This is a genomic window from Methylobacterium sp. P5_C11 (genome assembly GCF_054049775.1).
Window position 1 is genome coordinate 1 of record NZ_JBFULS010000019.1, and the last position, 14,423, is coordinate 14,423.

The window sequence follows — 14,423 nt, forward strand, 5'->3', positions numbered from 1 at the left end:
CCTCGATCCTGCTCCAAGCATCGGCCGACGACAAGATCCAGTTCGCGTTCAGGCACACGTCACGCAGTCGGCCATTGAACGACGCGACCAGCGGGTTGTTGGTCGGCTTGCTTGCAGAGGTGGAAGACCCTCTTGTGATTGACACGCCATGCCGCCCAGCGCAGCAGACTACAGATCCGGAAATACCCGTAGCGCACCTGGCTCTTGCCCAGCCCGTCTCTTGGCCAGATCGCAGATACGCATCCGCAGCGGTGCCTGATCGGGTGTGGTCGAGCGGTAGCGGACGCCCGACCGGCCGACGCCGAGCGCGGCGCAGCTGCGCCGCTCGCTCACCCCGTACGTTTCCTGAACCTTCGACCACCAGTTGCACAAGCCTGCGGTTCTGCTCTTCAAGCTGCTTCAGCCGGCGCAACTCGCCCGTGCCGAGCCCGCCGTAGAGCTTCGTCCAGCGGTAGAATGTCAGCTCGGAGATGCCCCTCCGACGTAGCATCTCCCCCAACCGGCGCCCCGGTCTCGGCCTGCTTCAGTGCGAAGGCGATTTGCTCTTCGGTGAACCTGCTCTTCTTTACGGCTCCGCTCCTCCCGACAGGGGCTCACAAAACCGGAAAACCCGCACTCAAGCTGGGCCAAAGCGACGGGGGGACGTCAATTAGGCCAGATACGGCTCTATCCTCTTCCTGATGGCTCAATCGTTCATAGCACTGTACCAATCCCGCATCCGCCCGGGCTGCAAGGCTTGAGCCGCTGAGCTAGCGTCAGCTCGAAGTTGATCCGGCGACTGCCCGTACATTTGTTTGAACACACGGGATCCGTGGCTCAGACTGGCGAAACCGACCGTTTCCGCAAAACGGGTAATGGATGTCTTTAGCCCAGGCTGAAGGATCAGCGATCGCAGGCGAGCAGCACGGCGACGCGTGACCACCGTCTCGACGCCGCCGACGTCAGCCATCGCACGATACAACGAAGCCCGTGAAACGCCAATACTGCGGGCAACGAAGTCGACGCTAAGATTTCTTCCAAGATTGTCTTCGATAAATATTTCCGCACTTAGGCGACGGCCTAATTCGACGTCGCTTTCACCGGCTGCGTCACTGAGGGCGGAGTGAGATATTCCCTGAATTTGACCGAGCATGCCAGCGATGACTTGACTGCTCCCGGCGGTTAACGCCTGAGGAAAACTCGTTGCGTAGCGGATCAGATAAAGTACAGTTTTGCCAATCGAGCCTATTTCACTCTTCGGAAGGACGCGTCCGTGCAGGTGGCGCGCGTTCGGTGCTACAACATCGACTAAATCGCGGGCTAGGATCACAGTGACATAGTCCGCATTCTCTACCATCGACATCATCGGCTGGGTCGCATCAAAGAGAACTGCGTCCCCTGGGACAAGACGGCGCTCCTCGCCGCTCAGACCACTGACCATTCGACCGGATCGCAAGACTTGGAGATAGTAGTGCTCGAAACCGTCACGCCGGATCTGGGCGGGGTCTCTTCTGTGGTTAGCGCCGATGATCTGGCGATCGAACAGAGTCAGGCGGCCGAAATGATGAGCGGCGATGGTGGCTTCGAATGTATCACCCAGGAGAGATGTTGTCGCTCCGCTCGACTGGATCATATCGTGATAAAGGCCGAAACTCTCGGTCGAGGCCCGACTAAGGTATGTCTGATGCGGGCGGATCTTCCGCTGGATTCGAGGATTTGTCATACTCTTGTGGGCTGAGGCGTTGAACGCGTTAAGCGCCCGGGAGCGACCTGACCGGCATTTTGAACCGAGCCGATCGAGTGGCTACGGCATGGTGGCGACCAAGGGTAGCCGGAATGGCCTGCTGCCGGTTTGGTTGGCACCATCTTAAGCCAAATGGGCTCGGTTCTCGAACTAGACCGGGCGTGAGATAGGCCGAGGTCGAGTGGATACGCTGCCGCTTGTAGTAGCCCTCAATGTGAGCGAACAGATCGCGCAGCGCCGCAGCCCCGGTGGCCCGACGCCGGTGATGGACGAACGCGACCTTGAAGGTGTGGAAGGAGCCCTCCATGCTTTATCGTAGCCGCATGCCGTGCGGCTCATGGATGGCTTTGCCCTCATGCTGGCGAGCTGCCTGCGATAAGCCTCGGCCGCGTACGGGCAGGCGCGATCCGAGGGACAGATGAGCCCGGCGGCCGGTCGCGGCCGCTGGGCGGCCCTCATCGGCGCAGCGCCGCTCAACTCGGCCCGCATATGAGCGCGCATCGACCAATCGACGATCTTGCGCGTGACCAGATCGAGGACGGCGGCTAGGTAGAGCCAGTCCTCGCTGGTCGGCAGGCAGGTGATGTCGCTCCGTGGTCCTTCGGTTCGGCGAGCCAAACCGTGTTCGGCTCCGCCGCGGAGACGTCCTGCCTCAAGAGGCTCGGCGCGATCGGGAGATCATGACAGCTGTCGGTCGTGCAGGGCCGGAACCGATGACCCGCCAGGGCACGAATGCCATGCCGACACATGAGACGCTCTACCCGCCCACGGCTGACAGACCGGTCCTCGGCCCGCAGCGAGGCCTGCACGCGCGGGGCACCGTAGCGCCGAGGGTGGGCGGTATGGATGCGCCGGGCGTCGCCCAGAAGCTGGAGGCCGAGCGGGCGCTCTCGGGCCGCGACCGCCAACCGTAGAGGCCGCTGGGAGAGACTCCGAGCACGCGGCACATGAGACGCACTGGCCATGTGCCGCGCCTACTGCGCGATGAAGGCGGACTTCATATCGCTTCCCTTGCACAGCAGGCGGCAGCCTTTTTCAGGATATCGCGCTGGGCCTTCAGCCGGGCGATCTCGTTGCGCAGCCGGTCGATCTCGATCGCCTCGGAGTTTCATCCGGCCCTGGACGGGAAAAGGCGTGCCGCGGATCGACCGCCGCCTGCTTTACCCACCGGTGCAGCATCGTCTCGTGACCGTCGAGATTGCGCGCCGCCTGCGCGACACTGACACCGCGTTCGCGAACCCGTCGAGCCCCCTCGATCTGGAACTCACGCCGGAACTCGCAACGCTGCAGGGCGCACATCCGGCCTCACCATCACACCTGAACCAGGTGTCCGTGAAATCGGCAGAAGGCCATAAAGCCGGTCAGGTCGCAGGCTTTTTCGTTTCAGCTCTCTGGGCTTTGGCCGTTTACCCGTTTGACCCGAGCTTCGATCGCAGCGAGGCGCTGGCGAAATGAAGCCAGGAACGCTGCCACCATTTCAGCCCTTGGATGCTCGTTCCGACCCAGCACCTCGCCCGAGGCCATCAAGTAAGTAGTCACCGTCCGCCAGACATGCAGAATAAAACTAATTGATGAGTTTGTGACAAAAATCGGTGCGGATATGGACCAATGCGCCTTCCCAAATTTGGCAAGCCGACAGCGTATCGTCCCTGAGTTCCTGGATAACAATCATGGACAAAAATTTGACGTCCAAGGCTAGCTTGATAAGTCTTGACGCAACGAGATTTTTTGCTGCCATGATGGTTGTCGTCTATCATTTCTTATTTTACAGCTGGAATGAGCCTTCAAGCTATTGTGGGATCGGATTCTTAACATCGGGCGGCCCTAATTATCACCAATTTGTGTCTTTGACTTGGTTTGGCTGGCTTGGAGTCCAAATTTTCTTTTGCATATCTGGATTTGTAATCGTTTATTCAGCAGTCAATAAATCGGTTTCCAGTTTTATGACGTCGCGAATAGAGCGCTTATTTCCTGCGCTGCTGTTTTTTTCAACGATCAACTTCGTCGTGATGTTTTTCGAGCATTGCACGTCGACGCAAGCGCTTATTATTAGCTTTCTAAAGTCGATCACGCTATTTCCAAAAGGTCCTTGGATCGATGGCAGCATCTGGACGCTGACCGTTGAAATAGTATTCTATTTTCTCATTGCACTATGCTTGCTAATATCTAATCAAAGAATGATTTATGCTGTCGCACGCGCCTGGTTGGCGGCCGTATCATTTGGAACAATCCTGATTGCCCTTCAGCTGTTTGACTCTAATTCCAGCGCTGGCGCATTGATGTTGCAGTTTTCACACACTTACATTTCTCGACCCTTGATGTTCAGCACTGGCGCCTTCTTTCTAACGGGGATATTTGGCTACGAAATATATTCGACGGGTCAAAGTAATCAGCGCTGCTTCCTTTTATTCACCTCGATTTTTGTTGCGGCGTTCCACATACATTTAGCTTGCTTGGATCTTAAAGCGGTCAACGAATTCGGTCAGAGTAGCTTGATACCGATCATGTTCTTTATCCTTGCGGTCGCGCTCGTATCTTTGGCTTTATACTTTGAAAGACGCGCAACAATCGACAGCCGGTTGACGAAATTTGTCCGGCGCATCGGCCTCGCGACATATCCAATTTATTTGATAAATCAGATTTTTGGAGGATGGATGCTCGGCTTTGCCTATAAAACGGTTGGTAATAATGTGTACACTTGCTTCGCCATGATCATTCTGGTGATGGTATTAGGATACGCATTTGCAGTTTATTTAGAGCCGCGGATACGCGATGCGATATTCAAAAATAGGCATTGGAGTCATCTTAAATATTCAAGCCAAAAATGGCCTATACACAACAAGAAATTTCACACCATTTCAAATCCGTCGTGAATCGAGGATTTCCCTAGCGATTGCCTGAAGCCGTGGGCTAAGCCCCGAATGCCGGACTGCCTGTGAGCGTTGTCGTTCGAGCGCAGCGACGCGGACGGAGATTTCACCTGCGCGGTGAGGCGTGGGAGTCCGGGTGATCCCTCATACCATTCGGCGCTGATCATAGCCGATAGGCCGGGTCCCGCAGGCCGAGAGACATGATCTTCCACGACTACGCGATCAGCCAATTCCAAGCGTCGCAGCAGCCGTCGATGATGTCGTCATGGGAGGCGAAGATCCGGTCGCCGAGCCGGTTGTCGCGCCGGCATCCTCCAGGATCGGGACTGCATGGGACCGAGGGGCAACGCCGCGGCTGATCTCGGCCGGATGCAGGCTCATCGCCTCGCTGTCGCAACGGGGCAGCACGAGGCCGGCGCCCTGGCCCTTCTCGGGACAGATCGAGCCAATTATGCAAGCGTCGGCCGTGCGTTGGTCTCTGGGCGCTGCGGACCGTGTCCAGCGCCGCGCCCAACGTCGAGGCAGAGTGTTCGTCTGACCGTTTCGGGCCTCGTCCTGACATCAGAGTCTAACCGCCGTGACCGGCGGCAGACCTGCGCGGACGGCTGGCAGGTTATTGAACACCGTCAGCGCAGCTGGATCCGGCTCACGGCGGAACGGGCGGGCCGACAACGTGTTAAAGCCCAGCGCCTTGACCGCGCATACCGACTCGTACAGGCCAGCCGCCTCAGGGCATCAGCACAAAAGTCCTCACGCAGCGGCACGGTAGCGGACATGGCGAACCCGTCCGGTCCACCGCAGGAGATCACCGCCGTCGACGCTGCGTAAACCCGTCAGTCGCCCTAACCGCCGTTTGGTATAAGAGCCCGCTTCGGTTTTCGGCGAGGTCGATTCGCGTGCGGTCCGGTTCTAGGCTCTCCGAACGCTGGTTCACCCTGGCGCTCTGGCTCGTCGCGCTGGTCTTCGCGTGGTTCCTCATCGGGCTGGGATCCCTGGTCGTCGGCGACCTGCCGCAGGTCGAGCAGCGCTACACCCTCGACCAATTCCTCGACACCGACCAGGGACGGACCTCGGCAGAGGCCCTGAAACAGATCCGTCGCGACCAGGACGACAACCGCCGGCGGGTCGAGCAGGATCAGCTCGCCCTCGAGGCAGCCCAGGCCGCCTCCGAGGGCGCGCGCGAAACCTTCGCCAATTGGCTGAAGACCCGGGACGCCACCCAGCGGGTCGACCAGGATCCCGGCCTGATCGCGCGGACGCAGCAGCTCGACGCCCTGAAAGCCGCCGAGCGCACCATCGAGGAGCGACTCGCCACCTCGGCCCGGACCGGGCTCGACCTGTCCGAGCGCGAATCCGCGCAGGTCCAGGCGGACGGCGCCCTGCGGACCGCGGCCCAGGAACGGCTCGATGCGGCCCAGCGCGGTCAGGAGCTGCGCGTCTTCGCCTATCGGCTCGGCCTGACGCTGCCGCTGCTGGCGCTCGCCGGATGGCTCCTGCTCAAGCGGCGACACACGCGCAACTGGCCGTTCGTCTGGGGGTTTGCCTTCGCGGCAGCCTTCGCGTTCTTCGTCGAACTCGTGCCCTACCTGCCGAGCTACGGCGGATACGTGCAGTACGGCGTCGGCGTGATCGCGACGCTGGTCGCCGGTCGTGCCGCGATCGGCGCGCTCCACGCCTATCGCGCGCGGCAGGCCGCCGTGGAGTCCCGTCCGGACGCGGAACGGCGCACCGAGATCGCCACCGACCAAGCCCTGGCCCGGCTCGCCAAGAAGGCCTGCCCCGGCTGCGAACGGCCGATCGCCCTCGACGACGCCAGCACCAACTTCTGCCCCCATTGCGGGCTCGGCATCTTCGCCCATTGCCCGTCCTGTGCGCAACGCAAGAGCACCTTCGAGCGCTTCTGTCGGGCCTGCGGCACCCCCACCCCGGGCCTCGCGCGCGCGATCCCCTGAAGCCCGGGGCACCTCCGGCCCGCAGGCGCCGGCGCGCGTCCGTCCAAGGATCGGCGTCGCCTCCGGCCAAACCGTCGACGGGGCTCGCGGTCTCCCGGCGGCGCGCCCGAGGCCGGCCACCTCAGGCGTTGTCGCCTCGGATCGCCGCGATGACCGCCTCGGTGACCTGTCGCGTCGTCGCCGTGCCGCCCAGATCCGGGGTGTGCAGGCCCGGATCCGCGGTGACGCGCTCGACCGCGCGCATCAGCCGTGCGGCCGCCTGCGCCTCGCCGAGATGGTCCAGCATCTGACACGCCGTCCAGAACGTCGCGATCGGATTGGCGATGCCCTTGCCGGCAATGTCGAAGGCCGAGCCGTGGATCGGCTCGAACATCGACGGGAAGGTGCGCTCCGGATTGATGTTGGCCGTGGGGGCGATGCCGAGGGAGCCCGCGAGTGCCGCCGCGAGATCCGACAGGATGTCGGCGTGGAGGTTCGTCGCCACGATCGTGTCGAGGGTGCCGGGCTTCACGACCATGCGCATCGTCATGGCATCGACCAGCATCTTGTCCCAGGTGACGTCGGGGAAGTCCCGGGCGACCTCGGCGGCGATCTCGTCCCACATCACCATGGCGTGGCGCTGGGCGTTCGACTTGGTGACCACCGTCAGGAGCTTACGGGGCCTGCTCTGCGCCAGCCGGAATGCATAGCGGATGATCCGGTCGACGCCCGAGCGGGTCATCATCGAGACGTCCGTGGCGACCTCGTTCGGATGCCCCTGGTGGACCCGGCCGCCGACGCCGGCATATTCGCCCTCCGAGTTCTCCCGCACGATCACCCAGTCGAGTTCCGGTCCCGAGACGTGACGCAAGGGGCTGGTGATGCCCGGCAGGATGCGGGTCGGACGGACATTCGCGTACTGGTCGAAGGGCTGACAGATCGCGAGGCGCAGGCCCCAAAGGCTGATGTGGTCGGGCACGTCCGGCGCGCCCACCGCGCCGAAGAAGATCGCGTCATGGTCGCGGATCCGGTCGCGGCCGTCGGCGGGCATCATCACGCCATGCGTCTTGTAATAGTCGGACCCCCAGTCGAAGTGGTCGAACCGGAACCGGAACGTCCCGTCCTTGGCGGCGAGGGCGTCGAGGGCCTCGATGCCGGCCGCGATGACCTCGACGCCGATGCCGTCGGCCGGAATCGCCGCGATGGTATAGGTCTTCATGGAGAACTCCGTGCCTGCGGAGGAGCATCTAGCGCACACAGGCCGGGCCGGCAGGCTCGAACGCGCGAGCGGATCGGCGGCGAGCGCGGGGGAGGGCGGTCACCGCTTCCCTGCCGGGAACGTCCTGCACGCGGGCGGCGACGGGCGGGACGCCGCCGGCCGTCCGGGGATGCGGTCCGGCGCCGGTCCTAGGACGGCAGGATGAAGCCGGAGGCGGCATAGGTCAGGGCCGCGACGAGGGCCGCGGCCGGCATCGTGATCACCCATGCGACCACGATGCCCTGCGCCACGTTCCAGCGGACGGCCGACACCCGGCGGGCCGCCCCGACGCCGACGATGGCACCGGTGATCGTATGGGTTGTCGAGACCGGGATCCCGAACGCCGTCGCGGCGAACAGGGTGATGGCGCCCCCGGTCTCGGCACAGAAACCCTGCATGGGCGACAGGCGGGTGATCTTCGAGCCCATCGTGTGGACGATGCGCCATCCGCCCAGCAGGGTGCCCAGCGCCATGGCGGTCTGGCAGGACAGCACCACCCAGAGCGGCACGTGGAAGGCTCCGCTCTCGCCGTGGGCGTAGAGCAGGGCCGCGATGATCCCCATGGTCTTCTGGGCGTCGTTGCCGCCATGGCCGAGCGAGTAGAGCGAGGCCGAGACGAATTGCAGGCCCCGGAACACCCGATCCACGGCGTGCGGCGTCGAGCGGACGAAGATCCACGAGACGGCCAGCATCAGCACGAGGCCGAGGGCGAAGCCGAGAGCCGGGGAGAGGATGATGGCGGCGCTGGTGGCCAGAACACCCGGCCAGACGATCACGCCCAACCCGGCCTTGGCGATCCCGGCGCCGAGCAGGCCGCCGATCAGGGCGTGAGAGCTCGATGACGGAATACCGGCATACCAGGTGATCAGGTTCCAGGTGATGGCACCGCCGAGCGCTCCGAGGATCACCCGGTCGTCGACGGAAGCGACGTCGATGATGCCCGAGCCCACCGTCCCGGCGACGTGCAGCCCGAACACCAGGAAGGCCACGAAGTTGAAGAAGGCCGCCCAGAACACGGCGTAGCGGGGTGCCAGGACCCGCGTCGACACGATGGTGGCGATGGAATTCGCGGCGTCGTGCAACCCGTTCAGGAAATCGAAGACCAGCGCCAGGGCGATGAGGACGACGAGGAACGTCACGGAGAGGCCTGTGGCTCAGACATGTTCGACGACGATGCTGCTGATCTGATTCGCCACATCCTCGAACCGATCCATGACCTTCTCCAGGTGGCCGTAGAGTTCGGATCCCACGAGGAAGGCCATCGGGTCCCGCCCGGACGCCTTGAACAGGGCTTTGAGGCCGTCGTTGTGTAGGTCGTCGGCGCGGCCCTCCAGCTCGATGACGCGCTCGGTGAGGCCGTTCAGCACCGTGGCGTTCTCGCCGAGCGCCCGCAGCTTCGGCAGGGCCTCGGCAGTGACCTGCGCCGCCTCCTGAATGACCGCCCCCATCTCGCGCATCGCCGGATCGAAGGTGGTCACCTCGAACAGCTGAACCGCCTTGGCGGTCTTGAGCATCTGGTCGATGGCATCGTCGAGGGAGCCGACCAGGGCCTGGATGTCGCCGCGGTCGAAGGGCGTGATGAAGGTCCGCCGCACCGCCAGGAGCGCCTCCCGGGTGATCGTGTCCGCCGCATCCTCCTGGGCCGCGAGGGCGGCGTAGGCCACCGGCACGGCTTCCGTGCCGTCGAGCAGAGCCCGGAGCGAGGCCGCGCCGTCGACGAGGGTCGCGGCATGACGCTCGAAGAGATCGAAGAACCGGTCCTCCCTCGGCATCAACGCACGGAACCAAGCCAGCATGTCGTGTCCGGATCGAGAGGTTGGCGTGACCGCCGGGCGCGAGACCGCCCGGCAGGCACAACGGACGAAGGAGCCAAGCCGATCCGCCCCCCCAAGAACAATCTGCCGCCGCTCAGAGCCTGCCGCCCGGCGGCCCTGATCAGCCGGCCGGCCCGGTCGCGGCGCGGGGCCGGCCGAAATCCGCCGGCTCACGGTCGCCGTGCCGTATCGCGACCCGCTTCCACGCGGTCGACCGCGCCGCAGCGCCATCCTGGCTGGCTTCGATCTCGCCGTGTCCCTGGGCTGCAGCTCGCGGACCAGCGCTGCGCGCCGACGATCCGGAGCGATTACGCGGACCGGCACCAGGAGCGGGACGTTCCCGGTGCAGCGGCGCTCACCGCAGCTGAAGCGGGCCGAGGCGCCTCATGGCCCGTGGCGCTCGCCCCCGAAACCGCTTTCGGCCGAAGGTCCGGCGCGGGTCCGTCAGGCGCGGATCCAGCGTGTTCCGCCGGCCGTGGCGCGGCTGGAGACTCGCTCCGATGGCCACCAGCGCAGCCGACCCGATCAACGCGACGAGCGCCGCGCCCCAGAAGATGCTTTCGAACATCAGGTCCTCCCGTTCTGGAGACCCGCCGCGGGCCGATCAGGGCCGCGAACGACCGCGAATCAAGCTAGACCATTTGAGCAAGGGCAATCAATGCTTAGTCTCGGCGGTTATTCGGCTATCGACATCTGATTTCGCACCGGGGTCGCGGCGGCCCGTTTCGGCGGAGGCCTTGCGCCAGATCAAGGCGGCGGACGTGCTGCTTGCCGACGATCGCCCGCATCGAAACGGAGACCGCACGATGCACGCCTATCGCGTCACCTTCTACAAGACCGTGGCGGACGATGCCGGCCACGAGTACCGCGTCCGACAGCGGACGGTCCTGGTCCGCGCCCGCTCCGAGGTCACGGCCGAATGGAAGGCCAAGGCCTTGCTGTGCGAGCGGGCGCATGTGATCGATTGGCGCCTGCGTGCCGACAGCTGCGAGATCGAAATCGTGTCCGAGATCGCCGCTTGAGATACCGGGCCCACAATCCGCGGCCGGTGGACCGAGAGGATCCGATTCCTGCGCACTCTCGCCATCATTCCGACCTCTGCGCGCGTCACGACCGTCGCGGCACCGGACCGGGACCGCGATCGGTGGCGGCCTTTACGAAGCGTTCACCGCCCGGGTGTCCGATCCAGTTCAGAAGAGGCAGGGAAACGAGAGCGATGCCGAGCGAGACGAACACGACGTCCCAGAAGGCTCCGCCCCAGGGACCGATCCTGGAGTTGTGGCGCATCGTGGCGCTCGCGCTGATCGTCGCCGCCGGGATGTTGTTCGTCCACCTGATCGTTCCCGCCGAGGCCGACGCGTCCGCCTCGCCGACGATGGCCACACCGACTGTCGGCAGCCACACCCTCCGCTGAGACGCCTGACCGGCGCGCGGGCACGCGGACCGGCCGTTTGCATCGACCGGGCGGAGCCTGACAGCACGGCCCGTTGCACCGATCCCGATGACCTGCGCGACGACGGCGCGCGACGCGGTCGGGAGGACCTAAGACCGCGTCGCTGACCGGTCTACTGCGCGGTCGTTCCGGTGCCAGCCTGATCCAGGGCGGTCGCCGCCGCCTTCAGGTCGCGCCGCGCCTTGGCGATCGCCGTGGCCTTCTCGTCACCTTGCGCATTCAACGCTTCCAGGAAGGCCGTCCAATCCGCGCGGGCACTGCTCGGGATCTGACCGTCGAGCCGCTGGCGGAGCAGGGCGACGCGCCCCTCGGGCGTCACGCCTGCCGGCGCCGCGACGTCGGCATCGTACACGCCGACCGCGCAGATCTGGTCGCCGGCCCTGGTATAGTAGGTGGTCTTGGGCTCTTCGACAGTGCTTCCGGGCTTGGGAAACCGGTAGCGGATCACCGAGATCTGCCCGGACTTGGCCGTAGTCAGCATCGTGCGGATGAAGTGGTTGCCGGTCGAATCGTGCAGATCCCGCACGTCGTGGCCGTTCAGGATCGGGTTGGGATGCGCGCTCATCACGCCGTCCGGACCGATACAGAACACGTAGGTGTCGGCGGTGCGGAAGCCGCGGGTGCCGCCAGAGAAGTCCTGAAGCGCCCGGGTCCTGTCGGCCTTCAAGGCCCGGTCGACGCGCCCGAGCATCCAGGACGCAAATCTATTGGGGCTCGGGTCGTCGCAGGCGACCGGCGCCTCGCCATCGCCACAGGCCCGGGCCGGTGCGACCGGTCCTATCCAGAGCCCCAGGAGGACCGCAAGCACCCAAGCATGTCTGGCCATCCGGGCCTCCCGAATTCAGTGTATCCTTTCGAATCGGCGTGATGAGAGACTCGTCTCGCCACCTTGGCAAGGACGCAAGACAGGTCTCACGCGTTCGTCAGCGTCATTCGGCGTGCCGGCGGGCTACTGCATCGGCAGCGGGATCGGCTCGACGGCGACCTCGCCGATCCCGCGGCCCGCGAGGGCTGTCCGCAGGGCATCGGTGAGGCAGGAGCCGGCCGTGAAGGCGCCGAGCGCGGCGCCGTGCCGGTCCGCCGCACGGGGCGCGGGGCCGATCAGTTGCACGACGCGCCGGGCGATGGCCGGGGCCGGATCGATCCAGGTTACCGGCCAGGGAGCCGCGGCCTCGAGGCGGGGCAGCAACAACGGGTAGTGGGTGCAGGCGAGGCAGACCACGTCGGTGCGCCGTCCGTCCGCCTCGGTCACGAAGCAGGGGGCGATCTCGGCGACCAGGACATCGTCGTCAACGGGTGTGCCGGCGAGTTCGGCTTCCGCGAAACCGGCGAGGTTCTGCGAGCCGACCAACGTCACCGCGCAGGCGCCGGCATAAGTCGCGATCAGGTCGCGCGTGTAGGAGCGCGCCACGGTGCCCGGCGTCGCCAGGAGCGTCACGAGGCGGGAGCGCGTCGCTTCGGCCGCCGGCTTGATCGGCGGCACGACCCCCACGAAGGGCGTTGTGAAGCGCTGGCGCAGGGCCGGAAGCACCAGCGTCGAGGCGGTGTTGCAGGCGATCACCACGAGGTCGGGCCGGTGGATCGCGATCAGACGCTCCATCACGACGAGGACGCGGGCAATGAGGGTCGCCTCGCCGAGCCGGCCATAGGGAAAGGCGGCATCGTCGCCGACATAGACGTAGCGGGCATCCGGGCGGGCGCGTCGCACGGCGTCGAGGACGGTCAGGCCGCCGAGTCCGGAGTCGAACACCAGGATGGTCGGCTCGGCGGCGGCGCGCAGCGCCGCGGCGGACAGGCTGGCCCCGGCCATCAGATCGATCCGCATCAGAACCCAAGACTCCTCATAGAGCGTCCCAAAATCTCGGGGTGGAGGGTTAAGGCGGTCTCACTGCGGCACAAGAAAGACCCGCGATCCCCAACCCGTTCCGTTAATCGCCGCGTCGGCGCGGCGAACCGAACCCTGCGTCGTCGCGCCGACCGGCCTCCGCAGCAGCGGAGGTTGTCGGAGCCCGGCCAGATCATATCTTCTGCGACCAAGGCGGGAATCGAGGAGACGGTTCTCGCGGATGCCCGAGACAGGGGAAGATCGCCATGGCAGCGACGGCCGCACTGCGACCGCACGAAACGCGCGAGTCCGGAGCACCGGCGTTTCCGCCACCGCCCGTGACCGCTCGGCCGATCGACCGCGCCGCCTGGATCGCCGCCTTCCGGCAGGTCCGGAGCGAGACCGAACGCCGCGCCGCGCCGCTCTCGCCGGAGGACCAGCAGGTCCAGTCCATGGCCGATGCCAGTCCGACCAAGTGGCACCGGGCTCACGTCACGTGGTTCTTCGAGCAGTTCCTGCTGCGCGAGCACCTGCCGGGCTACGCCATCTACGACGCGCGGCTGCACTACCTGTTCAACTCGTACTATGTGGCGGCCGGCCCCCGGCAGCCGCGCATCCAGCGGGGCATGATCACCCGCCCGACCATGGCGGAAGTCGCGGCCTACCGCGCCCATGTCGACCGCGCCGTCGAGGCCCTGCTGGGTCAGGCCTCCGAGCGTGCCCTCGAGGCGCTGCTGCCGATCCTGGAGATCGGGCTCTACCACGAGCAGCAGCACCAGGAACTCCTCCTCACCGACATCCTGCACGCTTTCGCGCAGAACCCGCTGAACCCCGCCTACGATCCGTCCTGGCGCTTCCCGCGCGCGGCGGCGCAGTCCGGTCAGGTCCAGCTCGATCGGCAGATCGCCTGGATCGGGCATGCGGGGGAGGGGTTCTCGTTCGACAACGAGTCGCCGCGCCACGAGACGCTGATCCCGGCCGGCCGCATCGACCGGGCTCTGGTGACCAATCGCCAGTGGCTCGCCTTCATGGAGGACGGCGGCTACGCCAAGCCGGAGCTGTGGCTCTCGGACGGCTGGTACGCCGGCCCGGGGGAGGGCTGGGAGGCTCCCGGCTACTGGCGACGCGAGGGGAAGGCCTGGGCGACCATGACGCTCGCGGGCGAGCGCCCCGTGGATCTCGACGCGCCCGTAACCCACATCAGCTACTACGAGGCCGATGCCTATGCCCGCTGGGCCGGCCGCTTCCTGCCCACCGAGTTCGAGTGGGAGGTCGCAGCCCGGGACGGCGGCCTGCCGGATGCCTTCGGCCTCGTCTGGCAATGGACGCGCAGCGCCTACGTGGCCTATCCGGGCTACCGACCGCTCGCGGGGGCGCTCGGCGAGTACAACGGCAAGTTCATGGCCAACCAGTTCGTGCTGCGCGGCTCATCGGTGGCGACGTCAGAGGGCCATGCCCGCCTGCCGTATCGCAACTTCTTCTACCCGCACCAGCGCTGGCAGTTCACGGGCCTGCGCCTCGCCGATGCCGCCTGACGCGCCCCGGAGCC

13 protein-coding genes and 3 pseudogenes are annotated in these 14,423 nt (G+C 65.3%); 5 read left to right on the forward strand and 11 right to left on the reverse strand.

The window, feature by feature from the left end; genetic code table 11:
• Positions 1-116 precede the first annotated feature (116 nt).
• The 5 genes and pseudogenes from ACXJKQ_RS12380 to ACXJKQ_RS12400 form a co-directional block, all read right to left on the reverse strand.
• Positions 117-539 (reverse strand): annotated as a pseudogene (locus ACXJKQ_RS12380) (transposase); the annotation flags it as partial.
• A gap of 146 nt (positions 540-685) precedes the next feature.
• Complete coding sequence (locus ACXJKQ_RS12385) at positions 686-1,612, reverse strand: helix-turn-helix domain-containing protein (RefSeq protein ID WP_457106040.1); 927 nt, start codon at positions 1,610-1,612, stop codon at positions 686-688.
• A 261-nt stretch (positions 1,613-1,873) separates the two neighbouring features.
• Positions 1,874-2,341 (reverse strand): DDE-type integrase/transposase/recombinase, encoded by a 468-nt coding sequence (locus tag ACXJKQ_RS12390; protein ID WP_457106041.1) that lies wholly within the window; start codon positions 2,339-2,341, stop codon positions 1,874-1,876.
• The gene (locus tag ACXJKQ_RS12395; RefSeq protein WP_457106118.1) at positions 2,269-2,688 is read right to left on the reverse strand and encodes an IS3 family transposase; all 420 of its coding nucleotides are present in this window, start codon (positions 2,686-2,688) and stop codon (positions 2,269-2,271) included. Before ACXJKQ_RS12395 ends, ACXJKQ_RS12390 begins: the two co-directional genes overlap by 73 nt.
• A pseudogene (locus ACXJKQ_RS12400) lies at positions 2,633-2,980 on the reverse strand (transposase); the annotation flags it as partial. The gene ACXJKQ_RS12395 and the pseudogene ACXJKQ_RS12400, both read right to left, overlap by 56 nt.
• 413 nt (positions 2,981-3,393) lie before the next feature.
• Between ACXJKQ_RS12400 and ACXJKQ_RS12405 the strand changes: the two are divergent.
• Positions 3,394-4,596 carry an acyltransferase family protein gene (locus tag ACXJKQ_RS12405; RefSeq protein ID WP_457106042.1) on the forward strand — a complete coding sequence of 401 codons (1,203 nt, stop codon included), beginning with the start codon at positions 3,394-3,396 and terminating at the stop codon, positions 4,594-4,596.
• Positions 4,597-4,896: 300 nt separating this feature from the next.
• Here the strand turns inward: ACXJKQ_RS12405 and ACXJKQ_RS12410 are convergent.
• Positions 4,897-5,151 (reverse strand): annotated as a pseudogene (locus tag ACXJKQ_RS12410) (IS630 family transposase); the annotation flags it as partial.
• A gap of 338 nt (positions 5,152-5,489) precedes the next feature.
• Between ACXJKQ_RS12410 and ACXJKQ_RS12415 the strand changes: the two are divergent.
• Positions 5,490-6,545 carry a serine endopeptidase gene (locus tag ACXJKQ_RS12415; RefSeq protein WP_457106043.1) on the forward strand — a complete coding sequence of 352 codons (1,056 nt, stop codon included), beginning with the start codon at positions 5,490-5,492 and terminating at the stop codon, positions 6,543-6,545.
• A 121-nt stretch (positions 6,546-6,666) separates the two neighbouring features.
• Here the strand turns inward: ACXJKQ_RS12415 and ACXJKQ_RS12420 are convergent, their stop codons facing one another.
• The 3 genes from ACXJKQ_RS12420 to ACXJKQ_RS12430 form a co-directional block, all read right to left on the reverse strand.
• Positions 6,667-7,743: a tartrate dehydrogenase gene (locus ACXJKQ_RS12420; protein WP_457106044.1), complete on the reverse strand. Its 1,077-nt coding sequence runs from the start codon at positions 7,741-7,743 to the stop codon at positions 6,667-6,669.
• 188 nt (positions 7,744-7,931) lie between these two features.
• On the reverse strand, positions 7,932-8,921 hold the full coding sequence (locus tag ACXJKQ_RS12425; RefSeq protein ID WP_457106045.1) for an anion permease: 990 nt from the start codon (positions 8,919-8,921) through the stop codon (positions 7,932-7,934).
• A 15-nt stretch (positions 8,922-8,936) separates the two neighbouring features.
• Positions 8,937-9,578 carry a DUF47 domain-containing protein gene (locus ACXJKQ_RS12430; protein ID WP_457106046.1) on the reverse strand — a complete coding sequence of 214 codons (642 nt, stop codon included), beginning with the start codon at positions 9,576-9,578 and terminating at the stop codon, positions 8,937-8,939.
• A gap of 518 nt (positions 9,579-10,096) precedes the next feature.
• On the opposite strand from ACXJKQ_RS12430, the gene ACXJKQ_RS12435 reads away from it, so the two are divergent.
• Both ACXJKQ_RS12435 and ACXJKQ_RS12440 read left to right on the forward strand, forming a co-directional pair.
• Entirely contained in the window at positions 10,097-10,618 is a 522-nt protein-coding gene (locus tag ACXJKQ_RS12435) for a hypothetical protein (protein ID WP_457106047.1), read from the forward strand.
• Positions 10,619-10,812: 194 nt separating this feature from the next.
• On the forward strand, positions 10,813-11,010 hold the full coding sequence (locus ACXJKQ_RS12440; protein ID WP_457106048.1) for a hypothetical protein: 198 nt from the start codon (positions 10,813-10,815) through the stop codon (positions 11,008-11,010).
• Positions 11,011-11,161: 151 nt separating this feature from the next.
• Here ACXJKQ_RS12440 and ACXJKQ_RS12445 read toward each other — a convergent pair whose 3' ends face one another.
• Both ACXJKQ_RS12445 and murI read right to left on the reverse strand, forming a co-directional pair.
• On the reverse strand, positions 11,162-11,875 hold the full coding sequence (locus tag ACXJKQ_RS12445) for a cache domain-containing protein (protein WP_457106049.1): 714 nt from the start codon (positions 11,873-11,875) through the stop codon (positions 11,162-11,164).
• Positions 11,876-11,998: 123 nt separating this feature from the next.
• Entirely contained in the window at positions 11,999-12,874 is an 876-nt protein-coding gene (gene murI / locus ACXJKQ_RS12450; RefSeq protein WP_457106050.1) for a glutamate racemase, read from the reverse strand.
• A 266-nt stretch (positions 12,875-13,140) separates the two neighbouring features.
• On the opposite strand from murI, the gene egtB reads away from it, so the two are divergent.
• Positions 13,141-14,409 (forward strand): ergothioneine biosynthesis protein EgtB, encoded by a 1,269-nt coding sequence (egtB, locus tag ACXJKQ_RS12455; RefSeq protein ID WP_457106051.1) that lies wholly within the window; start codon positions 13,141-13,143, stop codon positions 14,407-14,409.
• Positions 14,410-14,423: the final 14 nt, after the last annotated feature.